The organism is Deefgea rivuli DSM 18356 (assembly GCF_000620145.1).
GTDB lineage: Bacteria > Pseudomonadota > Gammaproteobacteria > Burkholderiales > Chitinibacteraceae > Deefgea > Deefgea rivuli.
Genome location: NZ_KK211081.1, coordinates 1 through 21,003, shown reverse-complemented (window position 1 = coordinate 21,003; position 21,003 = coordinate 1). Strand labels below are relative to the sequence as shown.

Below are 21,003 nucleotides of genomic sequence, written 5' to 3'. Positions count from 1 at the left end.
ACGAATCTAGTAGATTAATAACGATTAATCTACTTTCCAAGCTTCTCCTGGCGGAGCTTGGTTAGTCCACCATTTGGCGCTGTAATTCACTCCAGCCTTTGATGCTTTATCCCCCGCAACATAGACTTTTCCTGGCACATAGGCTGGATAGGCAGGTGCTGCTGTTGGTGCAGGCGTCGCTGTTATTGCTGGAGTTGCTGTCGCTACTGGAGTTGCCGTTGGTACTGGAGTTGCCGTTGGGCAGGTTACTGGTGTCGGCAATATTTTGCGTAATGCTGATAAAGTAGTTTGTAGGTTTACATATGATTCATTTTTTACGTCACCAGAGATTGTAACTTCGGAATTGTCATCCCAATCTACCCTGACATTTAAAAATTTATGTGATATGCCATTTGGGCAAAGACCATCAGATGGATTGGGTGTGGGATTGGTATTGGTACTTGAAACGGCTTTGCATTTATTGATAATAGTGCAGGTTCTGGTTAAGTTTGAAAGTGTACCAGTTTTTGTGCTGCTGCAATTGGCTGTAGTAATATTATCAAATTCATTACCGGTCGGCATCCCGCATACTAATATTTCTGATTTTTGGCGCATCGTATCAATTGCATCTTGAGCAAATGATATGGCTTCCACTCGTTGCTTAGCATAAGCTCCCGTTTTAATTAAATCAGCTTGAAATTTTGTAATAGTTAATGCTGCAATCATTAGAATGAGTAGAGAAACTAAAACTTCAATTAAGCTAAATCCTTGTTTTTTTCTCATTAAAAATCTCTCCAGCCTGTTTTGTTTGTTATTTTCATTTTTTTGAATAATTCAGGCGGGTTGCTACCATCACTCGGCGGGAATATCGAAATACTGCTATAAGCATTCATATCTCCTTCGACAGCAATTCGACCGCCTAAGTTACAATTGCACCCAAAATTGGCATTCCCGCCTACATACAGTAAACCCCAATAAAATGCGGCTGGATTGTTCGGGTCTGCACTTGCACCAGTTGTTACTGATGTGCCACCAGGCCAGGGCTGACCCATATTAAGGTTGCCCGTTATGACGATCATCTGAGTTAACCCTGGCGTATATGTATTACCCCCGCCAATTATTTGCCCTGTTGCTGTCATCGTAGCATCGCCATTAATCCAAATTACTTTGCTCATTAAATCGGGGTTGCTTTGAAAGTCAGCTTTGGTTTCACCAAAATATTGCGCGAAATATTCATCTCCTGTTTTTTCTCCTCTTTGAAGAGGTGTATTTCGGCCACCTTCACTTCCATCAGCATTGCGAATAAAATACCCAGTGTTCAATGGGTCAGATATGCAGTCTGTATAAGTTTGAGAGCCAGAATTCCATGTGCCAGGCTTGCAAGTGTTGTTATTATTGCCGTAACCCATACCACCTTCAGTACCAAAGGGTAGTCCTCGGACCTCAACAGCGGCATCCCATGGTCGGTTGAGGTTTTTATTTACTGATAACCAATCACCTGTCCCACCACCACTTGATTGGTAATAAATATCTTGAAATACTTGCGTTTTTGCATCTGTTGTAGCGGTTGCGCAATTGACATCAGGCATGCATGAAATAGCCCAGATGCGAATTGCTTTTTCCAACCCTAAATCGGGTAATTGAGATGCTCGAAGTGTAGAACCTACCGGCATGGCAAATTTTGAATCTAGTGTGATATTTTTTTCCGTTTCAATACAGTCTAGTTTTCCAGGTGTAGAGTTTGAACAATCAAACTCTGTTTTTAATTTGTTCGTATTGTTTAAATAGCTTTTGATTATTTTTTCGTCGCTCAATTCTGCTATGAACGCTGATATTGCGGCTTGAGCTTTTTCTGTTGCTATATTTTTATAGTAGTAATTATTGTTGCTTCTATTTTCTGTTATTGTTGTTTTGTTTAGTGAAAGAAGAGTAATTGTCACAATGAGTGTTAAAACTATCGTTACAAGCAGTGTTGCAATCCCTGATTCTTTTTTTAGTGTTTTCATATTAAATTTCCAGAGTAACTGTTTGTATGTTTGGAACGAAAATCTTCAACGTTGTTGGGTTTATTTTGATTTTTTTTGTAGTGCTTGTCTCTGCTTTTTGGTTTGTTAGGCTAGCTGAATATATTAAATTAATCGATTTTTTTTCTGTACCAGATGTTGCATATTCAAATGTTGTTGAGTCTATATTAACTACTTTTGGGTCAGTTAGATCTTCCCAGTTCGAACTTGTTAGAGTATCAGTACATGCACCTGAACTTGAAGTTCTTAGTTGTATAATCCCAATGTCATTGGTGTTGTTTATTAGCCTAAAACCTGATGCTCTTAATGCGGGGGCTGTTCCAGAAATAGTGTAAGGTTTGTCATGGTAACTAAATATAATGCAATTGCCTTTGTTTGTTTCCCCAGATGCTAATTTAATTATGGCTGTAGGTGGCGCTGAAAGACTATCTGCAGTGAAGTTAGCTCTTTTAATTTCTTTGTTTATTAAATTAACTGCGGTTTGAGTTTCATTGCTTAGTGTGTTCATCAGTAGTGTAGATTTTATACTTGATATGTTATTGACATAGAAAGTTAGCACTGCACTAAGCAATAGCATTCCAATTGCCAGCGCGACAAGAATTTCGATTAATGAAAGACCAATTTGTTTTTTCATGGCATTAGCACTCAGAACTTGATGTTTTAGGTAAACCATTGATTGACTCGCCTGACACTGAACTGCTACACGTTTTTATTTTACCAACTGCTGATACGGTAATGTAGCCTTTAATTCCATTTGTATTTGATATAACCATCGTTTTTTTTGCAAGCGCTGCACCTGTAGTATCTATAGGTTGTCCGCGGATGGGCTCAAAGCCTAGGCTAGTTTCGAATGCTGTTGAGGTATTTAAAACAATATTCTTGTGATTTGAACTGGTAACAAATTTAAGTTTGCAGGAGTTGTTTGTGCTTGTGTCGCAGTTGCAATTTGCTAATGCGGTATTTGATGTTCCATAGCCATAGCACCAGTTATTTCCATCAACATAACTATGGAAGAAAATTACTCTGTTTATTCTTATTGCTTCTGATTTCGCGTTTGCTAGATCGCCGGATATGTTTTCGATGGCATTTTTCGTTCTAATCGAAGCAATTTGTTGTGAAAATGATGGTGCCGCTATTGCTAGTACGATTCCAATAATTGCAATTGCTACCAACATCTCTATAAGTGTGAAGCCTGATTTTTTTGAGGGTTGCACTTATTTACTCCAGCATGCGGCTGGAGTGCCTGTGGCATTGCCATTAAGGATATGCATATAAAGTGTGGAGCAGCTAGTTGCTCCTGCTTTGTCTGATGTTTGAGATTTTCCTGTTACTGCAACTGCTTTAACACAGTAGGTCGTGCCATCTGGAGTGCCAGTGCAAGAAGAAGCGCCGTCTTTCGCAATACTGATGGTGTAATAGCCGTTTTCAGTTGTACTGCTTGTGATGCCTAGATCACTTAAAGTAGCTGTATAGCTCGTATTATTCGCACGCCATTTTTCCTGTGCTTGCTGAATTTTACTGATCGTAACCGTCGCATCGGTGCGGCGGCTTTTTCGTACGTAATCTTGGTAATTTGGGATCGCAATCGCCGCTAAGATTCCGATGATGGCGACGACGATCATCATTTCAATCAGTGTAAAGCCGTTTTGTCTGCGGGTCATGGCACTCTCCTAGGGTTTTTACTTATTATATTTGATGGGAATAGTACTGGTATTTACTTACAGCAGGCAAGACCACTTTGCTCTGAAAAGAGGGGCGGTCTTGCTGGTGGGATAAACGGTAAGGCAGTGTGACAAGTAGAAGTTGAATGGTGAGATTTAGACTAGTTTTTGCTGCGCTGCACGATTGAGCCTATCGTGGATAGCGAGCCATTCTGCGCCTTCTGGCGGTGTTTCGAGTAGTAATAGATCAAAGCCTTGTTGATCCAGAGTACGTAAAGTTGCGTAAATGCTTTGCGCATAAGCGGTGGGTTCATCGGGCATTTTTTGCTGTGGGTAGCTTAAATCGGTGTGCTTCTCTTGTGTGAGCAATACCACTTTGTTATTTGCTTGCTGTTTCTCGTTGGCGATTTTTAAAATGGCCGCTAATGATCCGGTAATGAGCGGTGTACGCGGCGCGTAGTGCGAATCAAGCAATCCCGATACGCGTTGCTGTGCGCTGTGTTGATCGGTGTGATGCTCAATCGCGCTGTTGAGTACGGTTTCAATCGCGGCGCGGGAGATGCCGCCGGGGCGCAGTAGTTTGGCGACGCCGCCCACTAAGCTGACTATCGTCGATTCAACACCCACTTGGCAGGCTCCGCCGTCCAAAATTAAGCTCACTTGTTCGGGCGTGAATTCATGCCGTACATGCTCAGCCGTGGTTGGGCTGACGTGTCCGAATTGATTGGCGCTGGGTGCCGCGAGGCCGCCACCAAATTGGCGGAGTAATTCATGCGTGATCGGATGCGCTGGTGCGCGCAGGCCGACCGTGTTTTGCCCGCCCGTGACCGAATCACTGACATGCGCTTGGCGTTCCAAAATCAGTGTTAATGGCCCCGGCCAAAAAGCGTTGGCAAGCTGGTACGCTGATTCTGGAATGTTTTGTGCCCAATCGCTTAGCTGTTCAATACCGGCTATGTGCACAATCACTGGATGATCGTTGGGTCGGCCTTTGGCGGCAAAAATCTTAGCGACTGCAGCGGGTTGGCTGGCATCTGCCGCGAGGCCGTACACCGTTTCCGTCGGGATGCCGACTAATTCACCCGCGCGCAACAGCGCCAAGGCGGCAGAAAGGTCGGGAGTGGTGAAATCAGTAGACATAATGGGCTGCGCGGCAAGATAAGGATGCTGCAATTATAACATTGCCCTTGCATGTATTAAGCTGATTTGGCTTGCTTTGGGGTATTGTCTGCTGTGCTTTGTTTATTAATGCTTGTATTCGTATACTCTTTGCCAAACCCTTGTTGGCAAGCTGCCTGAGCTTCGAAAAAAATGGGTTTCGTAGGAGTGGGCTTGCCCGCGAATACACTGTCGCCAAATCAATTGCGCTTCGTATTTGGATGGCCTTTGCGGTCAAGCTCACTCCTAGGTTGCAAACCAAGGTAAGCGCAGCGCATCAATAAATCGGCAACGCCATAAAAAGTTTAATAACGAGCGCGTTGGCGATATCGATAAAAAATGCACCGACCATAGGTACAACAATAAATGCCAAATGCGAAGGCCCAAAGCGGTGCGTCACCGCTTGCATATTCGCAATCGCGGTCGGCGTTGCGCCTAGGCCAAAGCCGCAATGACCCGCGGCCAGCACGACCGCATCGTAGTTTTTGCCCATGATGCGGAAAGTCACAAAGATCGCGTAAGCCGCCATCGCCGCAGTTTGCACTGCCAAAATCAATAGAATTGGTAAGGCGAGGTGGGCAAGCTCCCACAGGCGCAAACTCATTAAGGCCATCGCCAAAAATAGCGCCAAACTCACATTACCGAGCACTGAAATTTCTCGATCAAAGACTTGATACCAGCCTAATCCGGCCAAAATATTGCGCAGTAAAACGCCATTAAAGAGCACGCAAACAAAAGTTGGCAATTCAAACGCTGTGCCAGCTAGCTGCTCAGCTAACATTTGTCCGCCTGCCAAGCTCAGCGCAATTAGTGCTAGCGATTCGATAAATGAATTCACCGTAATCAGGCGATTGGCTTGCGGTTCTTCAAAGCCGGTGGGGGCTTGATCTTGATTATGTTTTGCACCAGGAACTTGTACTTTACGCATTAAAAATTTGGCCACAGGGCCGCCGATCAAACCGCCCAAAATTAAGCCAAACGTGGCGCAAGCCATTGCTAGTTCAGTCGCGCCAGCAATGCCAAATTGTTCGGTAAACACTGCGCTCCACGCCGCACCTGTGCCGTGTCCACCAGAGAGCGTGATGGAGCCTGCGAGTAGGCCGAGATGCCCTTCAAGGCCGAGTAATTTGGCCAAACTAATGCCGATGATATTTTGCATCAGCAACAATCCAAGTACGACAAATAGAAATTTCACCATCACACTGCCGCCGGCTTTCAGGCTGGCCAGATTGGCTGAAAGGCCGATGGTGGCAAAAAACGCCAGCATGAATGGGGTTTGCAGCGAGGTATCAAATTTAACGGTGACGTCGGCAACCTGTTTGGCTAGCAGCATCAGCAAGGCCACAACCAAGCCGCCCGCCACAGGCTCGGGGATCGTAAACGCTTTCAGCGGCGCAGTTTTTTCGACCAGCACGCGGCCAAAAAGCAGCACGAGTGAGGCCGCAACGAGCGTTCCATATCCGCTAATGGTAATTAGATTCGTGTCCATAGTGACCTTGTGATCTTATTGATGCGATGAAGTTGAACTTTTACTCTGTTTGAGCGCTAAAACGGCAGCAATCAGCGAACTAAAAATACCAAGAAAAAGTAATGCACCCCAGAATTTCAAATTGAAAAGTGCGCGTTCCGTTGAGTAAATACTCCCCGCTTGGAGTAGAGCGAGGGCGCAGTAAAAACTAAATAATATAGAAATGCAGAATAGCACCCACAAAATTATTTTTTTTCATTTTTGCCCCTCCAGCGTTCACCAATAAAAATGGCTTGCATATTTTGCAAGCCATTTTATGTGAAATAAATCTAATCTGTATTGCCAAATAATAAGCTTGTGCTCAAGCCATATTATTGATCACGCAGGTGTTAAAGCTCCAATGCCAATAGTTCTGCAATCGTTTGGCGGCGACGAATTTGGCGCACGGCTTCGCCGTCGATTAACACTTCGGCAATCAGTGGGCGGGTATTGTAATTGCTCGACATACTCGCGCCGTAAGCGCCCGTGTCGTGTAACACCACAAAATCACCAATCTCAGCGGTAGGTAAATCGCGCGGTGTGACGACGCCGCCTTCTTCTTGTGTAAATACATCACCCGATTCGCACAACGGACCAGCCAAAACGGTAGGGCGGGTTTCGCCGCCTGCGATTGTGCCATCCGCGCGCAGCAGACTGATTTCATGGTAACTGCCATACATCGCTGGGCGCATCAGGTCAGAAAAGCCCGCGTCGACCAATACGAAATGGTTATTACCCACATCTTTTTTCGCGCGCACTTCAGCAATTAACTTGCCGCTTTCTGCAACAAGGAAACGACCCGGCTCAATTTCCAGATGCACTGGGTGCCCCAAATGTGCGGCGATTTCTTCGCGCGCTGCATTCCACAGGCTGAAATAATGCGCGGTATCAATGTGCTCGCCGCCCACTTGGTAAGGAATCGACAAACCGCCGCCCGCAGAAATCGCGCGAATATCGCGGCCCGATTGTTTCACTTGCGCCACCATTGCCGCGCACACTTCTTGCAAATGACTGTAATCCACACCCGAGCCGATGTGCATATGTAGGCCGACCAGATCAAGATTGTATTTTGCGATAAGCGCCAAGGCTTCCGGCAATTGATCGTGCCAAATGCCGTGTTTGCTTTGCTCGCCACCGGTATTGGTTTTTTGGCTGTGGCCGTGGCCAAAGCCTGGATTTACGCGCAACCAGACGCGATGGCCGGGATGCGCCTCACCGAGCTGCTCCAACATTTGCGGGCTGCCGCAATTGACTTGAATATCCAGCTCAACCACGCGCGCCAAAGTGGCGCGATCCAGCAAATCAGCAGTAAAAACAATATCGTCCGCGTCTTTACCTGTCGCAAAGCCCGCCGCAATCGCACGCTCGATTTCACCCAGCGACACCGAATCGACTTTTACACCTTGTTTGCGCATCAGTTTCAGAATGTGAATATTCGAATTGGCTTTTTGCGCAAAGCGAATCGTGTCGAACATCTGCAACTGGCCAATCCGCTCGCGTATCGTCGCCGCGTCGTAAGTCCAAACGGGCGTGCCAAATTCTTGGGCGATGGCAATGGTTTGTGGGGCGTTGATGGGTTTCATTGGGAATTTCCTATTTTCTAATGCCGCTATTCAATCAGACTCGCAAATCGTGGTAAAACGATAAATTCTTGCCCCACTGCAATTTGGCTTATGTTCGATTACAAACTTCTTGAAGCGCTGGATATGGTGCTGCGTTGCGGCAGCTTTGATGCGGCGGCGAAACGCTTGCATTTAACGCCATCGGCGATTTCGCAGCGGATTCGCCAGCTTGAAGAGCGCCACGGTGAAGTGTTGCTGCGGCGTGAAAATCCGCTGAGCGCGACGCCGACGGGTGAGAAATTACTGGCACATGTGCGGCAAGTTCGGCTGCTGGAAACCGATTTATCCGCACAAATGAATGTGCTTGACACCGCCGCGTGGACGAGTTTGCGCGTTGGCATTACCGCTGATAGTTTGGCCATCGGGCTGATTGCGGCGCTTGCGCCGAGCTTGGCAAATGCACATTTATTATTGGAATGCGTCATTGACGACGAAGCCTACACTTTAGATTTATTGCGCTCTGGCGAAGTGATTGGATGTATTAGCACGCAGCCATTGGCTGTCGCTGGCTGCACAGCAATACCCTTAGGTCAGCTTGCGTATATCGGCGTCGCTAATCCTGAATTTGTGGCGCAGTATTTCGCGCAGAGCGCGACTGCGGCGACTTTGGCGGCAGCACCGGCGGCGGTCTATGGCCGAAAAGACAGCCTGCATCGGCGATTATTGCGCGAACGTTTTGCGCTGCTGGAAGAGCAATATCCCTGCCATGTGATTCCTGAAAGCCATGCGCTGTATGCGGCGGCACGCTCCGGTTTGGCCTACGCTGTTGTGCCTTTGGCTCAGGCGCAAGCCGATTTGGCCGCGGGCAATATGCAGGAAATTGCTGAGCTGGCGGCGCAAGTGCCGCTGTATTGGCACCATTGGGCGCGCCAAACTCGCCCAGCATTGGCGCTCACGCAGGCGATGACGCAATTTGCTGCGCAATATTTTATTGAGATTGAATCATGACCGAACCACTGATTGTTTTTCTTGACCGCGCGACTTTGCCCGTGCCTTTATTGGCGGTGAACACGCCGCATCGTTGGCATGAATATGCGCAAACCTCGCCTGATGAAGTCGTTGAGCGCTTGCGTGGTGCAACGGTGGCGATTTCCAATAAAGTGCCGATCACGCGTGAAATGTTGGCGCAATTGCCGGATTTAAAACTGATCGCCGTAGCGGCGACGGGCTATAACCAGATCGATTTGGCTGCCGCGCGTGAATATACGGTAGGGGTGTGTAATATTCGAGACTATGCAATACATGGCGTAGCGGAACATACCTTTATGTTGATGCTGGCACTGCGCCGCCAGTTATTGGCGTATCGCCGTGATGTGGCGGCGGGGGCTTGGCAAGCGGCGGCAGGCTTTTGCGTGTTTGGCGCGCCGCTGCATGATTTGGCGGGCAGCCGCATGTGTATCGTCGGCTCAGGTGCTTTGGGTCAAGCGACTGCCAATTTAGCGCGGGCGTTTGGTATGGACGTGCAGTTTGTCGAACGCCAAGGCATGGCGACGATTCGTGCGGGCTTTCTGGCATGGGATGAGGCATTGGCGACTGCCGATGTATTGAGCCTGCATTGTCCGTTGACCGATGCAACGCGAAACCTAATTGGCACGGCGCAATTGGCGCAAATGAAGCCGTCAGCAATTTTAATTAATACTGCGCGCGGTGGTTTAGTGGACGAGGTGGCGTTATTGGACGCGCTGCGAGTCGGGCGATTAGCGGGCGCAGGTTTGGATGTACTGCACACCGAGCCACCGCGGGCTGGAAATGCATTGCTCGATGTCGATTTGCCTAATCTGATCGTCACGCCGCACGTCGCGTGGGCGAGTGTTGAAACGATGCAAACCTTAGCCGATCAATTAATCGGCAATATCGATGCCTTTTTACAAGGCAATCCTCGGCATATGCTTTAAGTTCAAAAGCCAAATAGATCACGAAAAGCACGAAAGAAGAGCAAAAAAGGCCGAAAAATACACGGCTAAATAAGTTCGATTCGATTTTTTTTTCGGCCTTGTTCGTGCCTTTCGTGATCCGCCGTTTGGTTTTTTTTCTTCCATGCCGCTGAAGTGAACGGCATTAAGGTCTAAATCGGCTCGGTTTTCTTCGGTTTTGTTTTCGAATTACTTTCGGCCTTGTTCGTGCCTTTCGTGATCCGCCGTTTAGTCCTTCTCTCGCCATGCGGCAATTTTTCGGAACAGCCAGCTTTGCGGTTGTTCTTGGCCGGTGCGGGCGTATTCTAGGTGGCTGATGTCGCTGCACATCGCTTGATGTGAGTCGCGTGCGTCATCGTCGCCGATAAATAGTAGTTCATCGCCAAAACTCAAAATCGTGTCAGCGGCAGGCAGTAAGGTTTCGACGCCAGCATGGCGGCGTAATAGCGCAATGCAGTTCAGTGTTGTGCCGTGATCCAGCACGCTGCTGTGAAAGTGAGTCAATTGCAGCGGTGGGTTGGGGCGTGCTAAAAAAGCTTGTACGGCGGCGATGTTTTTTGCATTGAGCTTAATCGTCCAGTTCTCCGGCACTTGGCCTTGGCAAACCGCGATGATTTGTTCGGTGAGCTGTTGCGCCCATTCATCGGTTTGCAATTCAACGGCGCTAATCGCGCTCGACAACAGTGGGCTAGACATGGCGCGCAGCGCTTCATGCGCTATCGTTTCGCTACGAATCGACGTGACATCGGGCTTAAACGCTTCAAATAAAAGATGATTGGTCGCCAGATTTTGCCGCGCAATAATAAATAATTTGGGATTGATCGCGCGGGCGGTGGCTAGCGCTGACAAATTATTTGCATCATGGTCATGGCTGACCAACAAGCCAACTGCGTGTTCGATTCCTGCGGCATTGAGCGAAGCGGCATCCACGCCGAGCGCTAAATGAAAACAAGCGGGATCGACATCGGGTTGGGGTTCGGGATCGATAATGCAAACGCTCAGGCCTTTTAATGTGAGCGCGGCGTGCACTGATTTGCCAAAGCGACCATAACCGACAATCACCCAATGCCCATGCGGCGGAGCTACCCAGTCTGGGATCGGGTTTTCGGGGAAGTCCGACAGAATATTGCGTAAATGCGATACCGCTGGTGAATGCAGTGCGAGCTGAAATTGTTGGCCGACGGATTCAAATAGGTTGATGACTTTATTGGTGCCAAACGATGCCATATTGTCGCTGACCGCTTGATTTTTGCTACGGCAAATCGAGAGCAATTTTGGGCGCAGCACAAAAGCGCTAATTGCAATCGATAGATTAGTATTTTCATCGCCAGTAATCCCCAGCACGCCGATGCAAAGGCGGTGATCTAATCCAGCAATTTTGAGTAATTCAGGATTGGCGGCGTCGCCAGAATAGTAGGGCGCATCAAAATGATAATCGGCCAGCGCGACTTCATTAATGCGCTCTTCACGTAAATCCATCACCACGAAGCGAATGTTTTGCTCATCCAGCACTTTGCACAGCAAGCGCCCCGTTTGGCCATAGCCGCAAATCAGGTAAAACGGCTCGCTCATTTTGCGCACTTTGCTTTTAAAGCGCGTGTATAAAATGGCTTTGGCAAAGGCTTGGTCGCGCGATAAGGAAAACACCGAACCCAAAGTGTAAGTCCAGCCGATCACGGCCAAATAAATACACGCCAGCACCCACATCCGCTGTGCATTGGTAAATGCATAGGGCACTTCGCCAAAACCAATCGTTGTGGCGGTGTAGCTGATGAAGTAAAACGCATGGAAAAAATCCATGCGATACACATTGCCATCATTATCGACGCCTGGGATGAGCACCAAGCCAAAGACAGAAATGGCATAGATACAAATCAGCGTAATAATCGGCGTGCGCAAACGCCGTAGCATTAAAAAGAAGATATTCGGCATCGTGCTAGCCTAGCGGCGATGCTGCAGCGTTTCGCCAATCAATAAAATCACCGACACCAGATTGGCCGCTAATGCACCTGCTGATAGGGAAACAATCGTGGTCGTCGTTCCGGGTGTCATGCCCAATTGAGTGATATTCATCGCATGCCACCACACCAAGCTGGCAGCGATCAATTGCAAGTCTGCCACCAAGCTGGTTGCCAAATGCAGCGCGCCCACTTGGGTGCGGTCGCCAAACTTAATCACCGTGGCGATCAGGTTCACGACAATCGCGGCAAACAGTTCATTCACATCATGCTGATGCGCGACATCGATTTGGCCGATGACAAAGCCAAAGTTCAGCGTAAATGCCAGCAAAATAAAGAAGCCAAAAATAACTTTTTCTAAATTCATGATGAAGTCCAGTCCGTGAAAATACGGCGGTGAGCGCGTTAATAATGAGAGTGTAGCTGCTCAAACGCCGCTCTGGCTAATTGGCGGCAAGCTGGCGATTGGCTTTGCTTGCTGGCTGCAAATTGATTTATCCCCAGCTATCGTGGATAAAAAACCGCATTGTCTGTGGATAAGTCTGCTAAGTCCTTGATGGAGCTGCACTCCATGCTCTGTGCATCGCGACTGTGAAAAAATAGGCCATTCAGCCAAGTTATGCCCAGCAGCAAAGCGTAGTTGCTGGATAAGCTGTGGGTAAGTGCGCTAGTGGCTTGATCTATTGGGGAAATATATTGTTGCTGCATTTTTAGGCAGTTTTGGACTATTTGCAGTAAAAAATAAGGCGCAAAGCACTGAAATCCTTGCTGCTGTGTAGTGTGTTCTGAATTAAATCGCTTTAAACAGCGGATTAAGGCGAAAAAAAACCGGCGAAAGGCCGGTTGTGCTGATCGACGCATCAAATAAAGTCGTCGATTATTTTTTGCCGTCTTTCGCAACTGGCATAAAACCCGCCGCTGGTACTGTGGCAGTTTTTTCTTTCTTTGGTTTTTTAGTTTCTTTATTACTACGCGCTTGACCTTTGGCCATGATGTTTCTCCGATTTGGCGGGTATTTAAAATACACCCGTACATTTTAAAACGACTTTGCAGCGGACTGAGCTGCTTGCTCAAGCGCCGATGCACAGAGCACCACGAACGAGCATCAGCTCATCATAGCCGCATCGGATGACAGACGGGGTTTTATTTGTCTTTGCGTGCCAAGCGCTGTCATTTATTTTTGGGTGTTTGGCTGTGTTTTGTCGCCCTAGAATCACTAAGGGTATATCTCGCTGGTGCTGATTAAATAAATTCTAGCGGCTTATACCCATTATTTCGCGCCGCCAAGCAAAGTGACCAACTGATTGTAGCGAGCGTAATAGGCTTTTTCTTGTGCTGTTTTGACACTAGGGTCGAGCTTGGTGTTGAAGGTGAGGCGAAATAAATCGTGAAACAGCTGTAAATCGGTCACTTGGCGCAAGTTGCGATTATCGGCTGCGGTAAAGCCCGCCAGTTGATCGGCGTAGTAGAGGCGCTGTTTGGCTAGGGCGGTGTTGGTGCCAGTGCGGCCATAATCGAGGAAAAATTGGCTGATTTTGGCTTTTTGCGATGCGGGTAAATCGCGGCGCATAATCAGTGGATCGAAAGTGAATTCTGGCGATTGCCAAACGATGCGCATTTGCGAGAAATCACGCGGATATTTTTCTTTGAGCTGCTCTAGATCGAAACTATTACTCACAGCGACATCAACTTTTTTCTGCGCCAATGACGTAAAAGATTGTTCTGCATTGCCGACAATGATTTGCTTGAAATATTGCTCTGGCAAAATATTCTTTTTCATAAACAAATGATATTGTGGAATATAAAAATCGGCCGTGCTCGATGATTTACCGGCGGCATAGCGCAGTTTTTTCGGCTGATCGAGCAATTGTTCTGCGTTTTGAATCGGACTTTCTTTGCGTACCAGCATCACGCTGCGATAGGTTTTGAGATTGCCACTTTGAATTAAACTCGCAAACACATCGCTTTTCCCGCTTTCTACCGCATCCAGTGCCAGTTTATTATCAACGCGAGCGACTTGAATTTCGTTATTTTGAATTTTACGCAGCATCGCTTCTCGATCACTGCTCACCCAGCCTTTAACGGGTTGGCCGATGGCGGCAGAGAGATCATTCAAAATCGGCTGCCAATCTTCTAGCGTTTGTTCATCGGCACGCGTGGTGAGTAGGCCGACGGTGATATCGGCGTGCACTGGCAGTGAGAGTAGGCACAGGGCGCAAAGAAGGCTGAGAAAGCGCATTAGGGTATTCCCGAGTATTGCTAGAAGGGTATAGATCCTAGTGATGGCATGTTACGGTAGTGTGAAAATTTTGTAAGGAATTGAGATGCCCTATATTAATTTACGTATCGCGGGTGAATTGAGCCGCGAGCAAAAACAACAAATTGTCGCTGAATTCACCGAAACCATGGTGCGCGTGGCGAATAAACCAGCGGAGTATGTCATTGTCACCATCGATGAATCGCCGCTAGAAAATTGGGGTTGGGGCGGTGCTTTGCTCGATAGCGAAGAATAAATAAGTTTCAGCGTCATTGTGAAGTCGCTCATTGGATGGACGATTTCGACCTTGGCGTGCGAACAAGGTATAATCGCCCGCTTTGATGTTGCGTGTGAAGATTCAAGCTATGCCAATTTATGCTTATCGCTGTGCCGAATGCGGCCACCAAGATGAACATTTGCAAAAAATGTCGGCCGATGCCCTTACGCAATGCCCGTCGTGCCAAGCGCAAAAATACGAAAAATGCGTGACGGCAGCAGGGTTTCAGCTCAAAGGTTCGGGCTGGTATCAAACCGATTTTAAAGGTAGCAAAGCGGCCAGCAGCTCCGATTAGTCTGTCGTGCAAAAATTTGATTGCAGGGCAATACGGCAAGAAAATTCTTGCTTTACTACTTAGGTAAATTTGTGACCTCATTGTTTAAGCGCTATCTCTTTACCGGTTTGCTGATCTGGATCCCCATGGTGATTACCTTGTGGGTGCTGGATTTACTGATCGGCACGATGGACAAACTGGGTGCGTATTTACCGAATCAAATTCGCCCTGATTATTGGATTTTGCAAAGCCTCGCTAAGCTCTTTCCGCACTTTACTGGGATGGATAATATTCCTGGTTTTGGCGTGATTTTGACCGTGCTGGTGCTGCTGATTACCGGCATTGTCGCTGCGAATATTCTCGGCCGTCGCTTGTTACAAATTGGCGAGTCGATCCTGAAACGCATCCCGATTGTTCGCTCGATTTATATGAGTGTGAAACAAGTTTCAGATACCTTATTTTCTGATTCGGGCAACGCATTTCGCAAAGCCGTGCTGGTGCAATTTCCGCATCAAGGCACGTGGTCGGTCGGTTTTGTGACCGGCATTCCGGGCGGTGAAATTAGCGAGAAATTGGGCGGTGATTTGATTTCGGTCTTCGTGCCGACCACACCCAATCCAACGTCAGGCTTTTTATTTATGGCCAAAGCGGCGGATGTGAAAGAACTCGATATGTCGGTGGATGAAGCATTGAAATATGTAATTTCCTTGGGTGTGGTGATGCCAATGCCAAAAGAGATTACTTATCCTAAGGCACAGTCTTTAGCTGAAATTAAAAGCAGCGAATTAATTAATTAGTTTCAGTATGAATTTAAGTGGCGCTGTGCGCCGCAAGCGGGCTAGCTGCCCGTGCAATGTTTAAGTACCAGTACAAAAATTTTATGGCAAGGCGTCGAAGCCGCAGGCCGTACTTTCGTACGACAAGGCGAGACAACGATGCCAGAAAACTTTTGTCTATCTGCTTAGTATTATTTATTTTTGAGGATTTCTTTGATGCGTACCGATTATTGCGGGCTGATTGACGGCCGTTACCTAGACCAAACTATCACCTTGAAAGGCTGGGCGCACCGCCGTCGTGACCATGGTGGCGTGATTTTCATCGATTTGCGCGACCGTGAAGGTTTGGTGCAAGTGGTGTTTGCACCAGAAACGCCAGAAGCGTTTGCCATCGCTGATGCAACGCGCAATGAATACGTATTGGAAATCACTGGCGTGGTGCGTGCGCGTCCAGAAGGCACGACCAATAGCAAAATGTTTACTGGCCAAATCGAAGTGTTGGCGCAAAGCATTACCGTACTCAATCAAGCCGCAACGCCACCGTTCCAGATCGACGATGAAAATCTCTCTGAAAACGTGCGTTTGACCAACCGTGTGATTGATTTGCGTCGCCCTGTGATGCAAAAAAATATGCGCCTGCGTTACCGCGTCGCGATGTTAATCCGTAACTACCTCGATGGTTTGGGCTTTATCGACATCGAAACGCCAATGTTGACCCGCTCGACGCCAGAAGGCGCACGTGATTACCTCGTGCCTAGCCGCGTGCACGATGGCCAATTCTTTGCCTTGCCGCAATCGCCACAATTGTTCAAACAATTGTTGATGGTGGCGGGTTTTGATCGCTACTACCAAATCGTAAAATGCTTCCGCGATGAAGATTTGCGCGCCGATCGTCAACCTGAATTCACGCAGATTGATATCGAAACTTCGTTCTTGAACGAAGACGAAATCATGAGCATCACCGAAGCGATGGCGATTCACGTATTTAAAGAAGCGATCAATGTGGATCTGGGCGAATTTCCGCGCATGGCCTATGACGACGCAATGCGTTTGTATGGCTCAGACAAACCAGACCTTCGCGTGTCGTTGCAGTTCACTGAACTGACTGACTTGATGAAAACCGAAGAATTCAAAGTCTTCCGTGGCGCAGCCGATATGGAAAACGGCCGCGTTGTCGGCTTGCGAATTCCTGGCGGCGCGAGCATCAGCCGCAAAGAAATCGACGACTACACCAAGTTCGTGGCGATCTACGGCGCGAAAGGTTTGGCCTACATCAAAGTCAACGATGTAACGAATCTGAGCAATGGCGAAGGCTCTGGCTTGCAATCGCCAATCGTGAAGAATCTGAGCGAAGCTTGCTTGCAAGAAATCATCACCCGCACTGGCGCGCAAACTGGCGATTTGATTTTCTTTGGCGCAGACAAAGAAAAAATCGTCAACGAAGCGATTGGCGCATTGCGCTTGAAAGTCGGCCACGAAAAAGGCGAAGCAGCGGGTTACTTTGTACGCGGCTGGAAACCATTGTGGGTGGTTGACTTCCCAATGTTTGAACGCGACGACGACGCTGGCCGCTGGAACGCATGCCACCATCCGTTCACTAGCCCGAAAGTCGAGCACATCGAATTCCTCAAAACTGATCCAGGCAAATGCAAAGCGCGCGCTTACGATATGGTCTTGAACGGTTGGGAAATGGGCGGCGGCTCAGTGCGTATCCATCGTGCAGATATGCAATCGACGGTTTTTGAAGCGCTCGGTATCGGTGAAGAAGAAGCGCAAAACAAATTCGGCTTCTTGCTGGATAACTTGCAATTCGGCGCACCACCGCACGGCGGCCTCGCATTTGGTTTGGATCGTTTGGTAACGTTGATGACCGGCGCAGAATCAATCCGCGACGTGATCGCCTTCCCGAAAACTCAACGTGCGCAGTGCTTGTTGACCAATGCCCCGAACGAAGTGGACGAGAAACAACTCCGCGAATTACATATTCGTTTGCGCAATACAGCGGCGAATGTCGTTGCTTAATTAGCGACGTGGTTTGAATTAAAAAAAGGCGACTTCGGTCGCCTTTTTTATTGGGTATTGTCTTGTAGGCGTTGAACGGTAATGGCTGCGTTAATATACCTAGCCTAAAATGTGCTAGGCTGTCTTATTGTTGATCGCTTGCTTTGCCATGAATACTCAAAAATTTCGAGATTCAGTAAAATGATGAAAGTTTTAAATTAGTGAATCAGGTTGATTGGCAAGCATCTGCAAGGAAAATAAAACTGTTTAATGGGCAATACCTTGAACTGCCGCTTTAAAATATTGGCTTGCATTTTTATAAACCCAAAGCACAAGGTGTGCTGAATTAAAATTGAGTGACGTAATGAAAATTCGCCAACAGAGTCTGTTTTTCCGATTGATTCGAAATTGCATTACTGCAGCTCTCATTGTATTGGGCGGAGCATCCAATATGGCTTTGGCTGATGAGTTTGAAAATCCGAAAACGCATATTGAGCATGTTTATAAAGAATTGCGCCAAGATTTTGCAGGAAATTCGGCGCTGAAAAAATGTGAAGAATCGGCAATTAAAGAGTATTTATCGACAAAATTAGGAAATTATATCAGTACGCAGAATGTACTCACTGATATTGGGTTTAAATTGGCGAAAGATTCTTTGGCTGGAATGGAGGATGATTTTAAGAATCAATTGGATGCTGAATTTACCACGTTTTTAATTCAAGATAATTTAAGTGCTATCAAACAATTTTGCTCGGCACTCGATTTAAAAACACTCAGTAGTAATGTCGATTACACTGTGAGCTCGGTCACGGTTTCGCTTAAATTAGCGAACAATAAATCTAGCCGCTTTGATGTCATGCTATATCGAGGTTGGGATCATTGGCTTGTCTTTGATATCTATTCAAAAAATAAGTCCTTGCAAGATAAATATCGAAACTTATTCGGTAAAACAATTATGACAGAGGGTTACGCAGGATTGCTTAAACAGCTTGCTGCACTGAATCAAAAAAATGCCCAATAAAGATCAATAAGAAGTATATCGAGAGAGCGTTGGCATTGGGCGGCTAAGCCAAAGGCATTCGCCGCCAAACAAATTTTGCCATTGTATTCTGAGAATCAGCGCGGCTGTTCATAATGCATATCATGTTGCTCAATATACTGATGCGCTGCGTAAGCCGAAGTGATTTTTCGTTCAGGCCTGAGGCTTGATTTACTCGAATTGATTTGCGAAACCAATCCACGGCGTAATGAAACCTCAGCTCGTTCTGGGCTTCGTTCTTTCAATTCGAATGTATTTTTTTGTCGATGTAAATATCGATCTGAAATTAGGCAAAACAAAATTGGAAATAGCATAATCGCGAACAACAACATGATTAAAGAAATTTCGGCACTCATAGTTTGCTTCCTCAGCTTTTTGACGTTCCCAGCTTAGGGCGATTCAAATTAAATTTTTATAAATTGTGGTTCGGTATATATAAAAAATGTGCAAAATTGCAATGAATGTTTATCTGAATGCGCAATTTTTAAACAGAATGAGGATTTAGAATCGCAATTATATGACTACGCTGAGTCGCGCTCATACCGCGCGGCACTTTCTTTTCTTGAACAGCCAAGAAAGTAAGCAGGCGACCCTGTATCTGCGTCCGACTTCGTCGGATGCTACTCAAGGGCATCCCCGCTAAGCTTTGGCGCCACCTAGCTCGGTTTGACACAAGGGATCTCGCACATATCAATGATTTTTGCTATTAAGTCGATGTATTGCCAGTTAGGTATTGTAGTTAAAGGGCTGCAATTAAATACTTCAAGGGTTGGAAAGTGTTTTATCGTTACGCGGTAAATGTTGAGCTGCGCAAGCTTAGCCCAACCTACCGTGCTTGATCTTAATGGCTCTTTCTGGATAGACTTTCACCAAGGCATCGGTATTCATATTCAGCAGTACATCTCAATCTCAAAGAAGAAAAGAATGCAAGAAAAAAAAGTAGACATTATTGATGGCAGTATTCAAGAGAAAAGCTGGGCATTTATACTGAATACATACCAAATAACCTGCGATTTGCCATTTTCGATATCACCAACAATCCAACTTAAGAAAGCCACTGCAGAACAAATTTGTAAAATCAAAGACATTTTAAATCCACAAGTCAGTGGTGGAATTATTCACCAATATGAATCCTTACGTGAAGAATTAGACCAAAACACAAATAGCTATCCTATTCGATATTTACCAGAAGATGAGTGGAGATATTATATAGTCGAATTTGACCAAGGGGAGCCAGAAAGACTTAACCTTCAATTTGCATCAAATGTATCAAAAATGCCAATTGATCTCTCTACGTGCTTTTACTCTAAAGGAAGATCTCAGGGAATGATTTCTTCACGGCCATTCTCAACGTTTAATGCCATTCCTTATAAAGAACCTAAAAAAATTGGACTATCTGAACTCGAAGATCTAGCGGAGATATATAAGCAATCAATGAGTGTAATGAGTGAGCTTTCGGATAGTAGTGTTGTAATGTTTCCAGAAATTCAACGAGCACTGGAGTTGTTAGATAGCTTAAGCCTTATACCAGGATATTCAAATTTTCATATTCTTGGTTTATTTGCTATTATTGAAATGCTTATTACTCACAATCCAAAATTAGAAGATCGTGGTGACTCTATAACACATCAAATGCATTCAAAAATTCCACTGCTATCAAATCGATTTACTAAAAAAATTAGCTATACTGAATTCTTTGGCAATACTTCAGAAAAAAAAGTATGGTCTGCACTTTATAAGTATAGAAGTGCTATTGCCCACGGAGGAAGCCCAGACTTTTCAAAAGGTGAACTTGCACTCCTCAAAGATCCAATTACAGCAAAAATCTTCCTATTAGGTGTTGTTAGGAAAATAATTCGGCATGCGCTTATTGAACCGATTCTTTATAGAGACCTTCGAGAGTGCTAGCCAAGCACGGTAGGTTGGGCTAAGCCTGCGCAGCCCAACGTTTACCGAGTAACGAGATAAAATACATTACCTTAGTATTTGATTGCAGGTCTTTATTTATAATGCTTAGGTGGCTATGCATCGAAATAAATTCAAATTTCGTTGAGCTGCACGAGATCCCTTGTATCAAGCCGAGCGAGGAACAAGCGGGGCGGGGTTTTTGCGATCACCTGTTTGAGCGAGGCCGACGCTTTTGCTGTTGAGGCCGAACGAGTTTGATCGCAACCGCCTCGATTGTCCACAGAGAGGGTATCCGACGAAGTCGGACGCAGATACTAGGGTGGCTTTCTTTGCTTACTTTCTTGGCCGTTCAAGAAAGTAGATACCGTCTTGTTCGTCAAGCATTTTGATACTCTGCTTGATACTTTTTTTGGGTTTTCAGTACGCCGAAACAGATATGAACTAGCTTACGCATTGCCGCGCCAAGGGCAGACATTTTGCTTTTTCCTTTCACCAATAGACGCTCATATAAAGCCTTAACATGCGGATTGTGCTTGATCCCAACCATCGCCGCCATGTACAGCACGGCACGCAGGCGAGCAGGTCCATTTTTCGATAAGCGGGCTCGCCCAAGTAGCGATGTACCTGACTGTCTTTCGATCGGAACCAG

General features: G+C 46.5%; 20 protein-coding genes. 8 read left to right on the top strand and 12 right to left on the bottom strand.

Annotated features, from left to right (window positions below; genetic code table 11):
- Positions 1–24: 24 nt before the first annotated feature.
- The 8 genes from Q320_RS0110030 to lysA form a co-directional block, all read right to left on the bottom strand.
- Positions 25–762 carry a prepilin-type N-terminal cleavage/methylation domain-containing protein gene (locus tag Q320_RS0110030; protein ID WP_027468886.1) on the bottom strand — a complete coding sequence of 246 codons (738 nt, stop codon included), beginning with the start codon at positions 760–762 and terminating at the stop codon, positions 25–27.
- Positions 762–1,985, bottom strand: coding sequence for a pilus assembly PilX N-terminal domain-containing protein (locus Q320_RS0110025; protein WP_027468885.1), 1,224 nt, complete (start codon positions 1,983–1,985; stop codon positions 762–764). Before Q320_RS0110025 ends, Q320_RS0110030 begins: the two co-directional genes overlap by 1 nt.
- 1 nt (position 1,986) lies before the next feature.
- Positions 1,987–2,637, bottom strand: a complete 651-nt coding sequence (locus Q320_RS0110020; protein WP_169734448.1) for a PilW family protein — start codon at positions 2,635–2,637, stop codon at positions 1,987–1,989.
- 4 nt (positions 2,638–2,641) lie between these two features.
- Positions 2,642–3,217 (bottom strand): GspH/FimT family pseudopilin, encoded by a 576-nt coding sequence (locus Q320_RS21360; RefSeq protein WP_084282561.1) that lies wholly within the window; start codon positions 3,215–3,217, stop codon positions 2,642–2,644.
- Positions 3,218–3,664, bottom strand: a complete 447-nt coding sequence (locus Q320_RS22020; protein ID WP_027468883.1) for a type IV pilin protein — start codon at positions 3,662–3,664, stop codon at positions 3,218–3,220.
- 156 nt (positions 3,665–3,820) lie between these two features.
- On the bottom strand, positions 3,821–4,804 hold the full coding sequence (locus Q320_RS0110010; RefSeq protein WP_027468882.1) for an L-threonylcarbamoyladenylate synthase: 984 nt from the start codon (positions 4,802–4,804) through the stop codon (positions 3,821–3,823).
- Between the two features lie 295 nt (positions 4,805–5,099).
- On the bottom strand, positions 5,100–6,311 hold the full coding sequence (gene gltS, locus Q320_RS0110005; RefSeq protein WP_035853437.1) for a sodium/glutamate symporter: 1,212 nt from the start codon (positions 6,309–6,311) through the stop codon (positions 5,100–5,102).
- Positions 6,312–6,679: 368 nt separating this feature from the next.
- Complete coding sequence (gene lysA, locus Q320_RS0110000) at positions 6,680–7,912, bottom strand: diaminopimelate decarboxylase (RefSeq protein WP_027468880.1); 1,233 nt, start codon at positions 7,910–7,912, stop codon at positions 6,680–6,682.
- A 90-nt stretch (positions 7,913–8,002) separates the two neighbouring features.
- On the opposite strand from lysA, the gene Q320_RS0109995 reads away from it, so the two are divergent.
- Both Q320_RS0109995 and Q320_RS0109990 read left to right on the top strand, forming a co-directional pair.
- Positions 8,003–8,899: an ArgP/LysG family DNA-binding transcriptional regulator gene (locus Q320_RS0109995; protein ID WP_027468879.1), complete on the top strand. Its 897-nt coding sequence runs from the start codon at positions 8,003–8,005 to the stop codon at positions 8,897–8,899.
- Complete coding sequence (locus Q320_RS0109990) at positions 8,896–9,846, top strand: D-2-hydroxyacid dehydrogenase (RefSeq protein ID WP_027468878.1); 951 nt, start codon at positions 8,896–8,898, stop codon at positions 9,844–9,846. Before Q320_RS0109995 ends, Q320_RS0109990 begins: the two co-directional genes overlap by 4 nt.
- A 246-nt stretch (positions 9,847–10,092) precedes the next feature.
- Here Q320_RS0109990 and Q320_RS0109985 read toward each other — a convergent pair whose 3' ends face one another.
- The 3 genes from Q320_RS0109985 to phnD form a co-directional block, all read right to left on the bottom strand.
- The gene (locus tag Q320_RS0109985; RefSeq protein ID WP_027468877.1) at positions 10,093–11,796 is read right to left on the bottom strand and encodes an NAD-binding protein; all 1,704 of its coding nucleotides are present in this window, start codon (positions 11,794–11,796) and stop codon (positions 10,093–10,095) included.
- Between the two features lie 9 nt (positions 11,797–11,805).
- A complete protein-coding gene (locus tag Q320_RS0109980; protein WP_027468876.1) occupies positions 11,806–12,189 on the bottom strand; it encodes a DUF6394 family protein in 384 nt (127 codons plus the stop codon).
- A 903-nt stretch (positions 12,190–13,092) separates the two neighbouring features.
- Positions 13,093–14,061: a phosphate/phosphite/phosphonate ABC transporter substrate-binding protein gene (gene phnD / locus Q320_RS0109970; protein ID WP_027468875.1), complete on the bottom strand. Its 969-nt coding sequence runs from the start codon at positions 14,059–14,061 to the stop codon at positions 13,093–13,095.
- Between the two features lie 85 nt (positions 14,062–14,146).
- Between phnD and Q320_RS0109965 the strand changes: the two genes are divergently transcribed.
- The 6 genes from Q320_RS0109965 (at position 14,147) to Q320_RS0109935 (ending at position 20,354) form a co-directional block, all read left to right on the top strand.
- The gene (locus Q320_RS0109965) at positions 14,147–14,335 is read left to right on the top strand and encodes a tautomerase family protein (protein WP_027468874.1); all 189 of its coding nucleotides are present in this window, start codon (positions 14,147–14,149) and stop codon (positions 14,333–14,335) included.
- A gap of 109 nt (positions 14,336–14,444) precedes the next feature.
- Entirely contained in the window at positions 14,445–14,651 is a 207-nt protein-coding gene (locus Q320_RS19405) for an FmdB family zinc ribbon protein (protein WP_051534711.1), read from the top strand.
- 125 nt (positions 14,652–14,776) lie between these two features.
- Positions 14,777–15,427, top strand: coding sequence for a DUF502 domain-containing protein (locus tag Q320_RS19400; protein WP_051534710.1), 651 nt, complete (start codon positions 14,777–14,779; stop codon positions 15,425–15,427).
- A gap of 195 nt (positions 15,428–15,622) precedes the next feature.
- The gene (gene aspS, locus Q320_RS0109950; protein ID WP_027468873.1) at positions 15,623–17,428 is read left to right on the top strand and encodes an aspartate--tRNA ligase; all 1,806 of its coding nucleotides are present in this window, start codon (positions 15,623–15,625) and stop codon (positions 17,426–17,428) included.
- 343 nt (positions 17,429–17,771) lie between these two features.
- Positions 17,772–18,428, top strand: coding sequence for an ABC transporter substrate-binding protein (locus tag Q320_RS0109945; RefSeq protein ID WP_027468872.1), 657 nt, complete (start codon positions 17,772–17,774; stop codon positions 18,426–18,428).
- Between the two features lie 942 nt (positions 18,429–19,370).
- Positions 19,371–20,354 carry a HEPN domain-containing protein gene (locus Q320_RS0109935; protein WP_169734447.1) on the top strand — a complete coding sequence of 328 codons (984 nt, stop codon included), beginning with the start codon at positions 19,371–19,373 and terminating at the stop codon, positions 20,352–20,354.
- A gap of 376 nt (positions 20,355–20,730) precedes the next feature.
- Here the strand turns inward: Q320_RS0109935 and Q320_RS0109930 are convergent.
- On the bottom strand, positions 20,731–21,003 hold a 273-nt coding region (locus Q320_RS0109930; protein ID WP_027468869.1), incomplete at its 5' end, for an IS110 family transposase.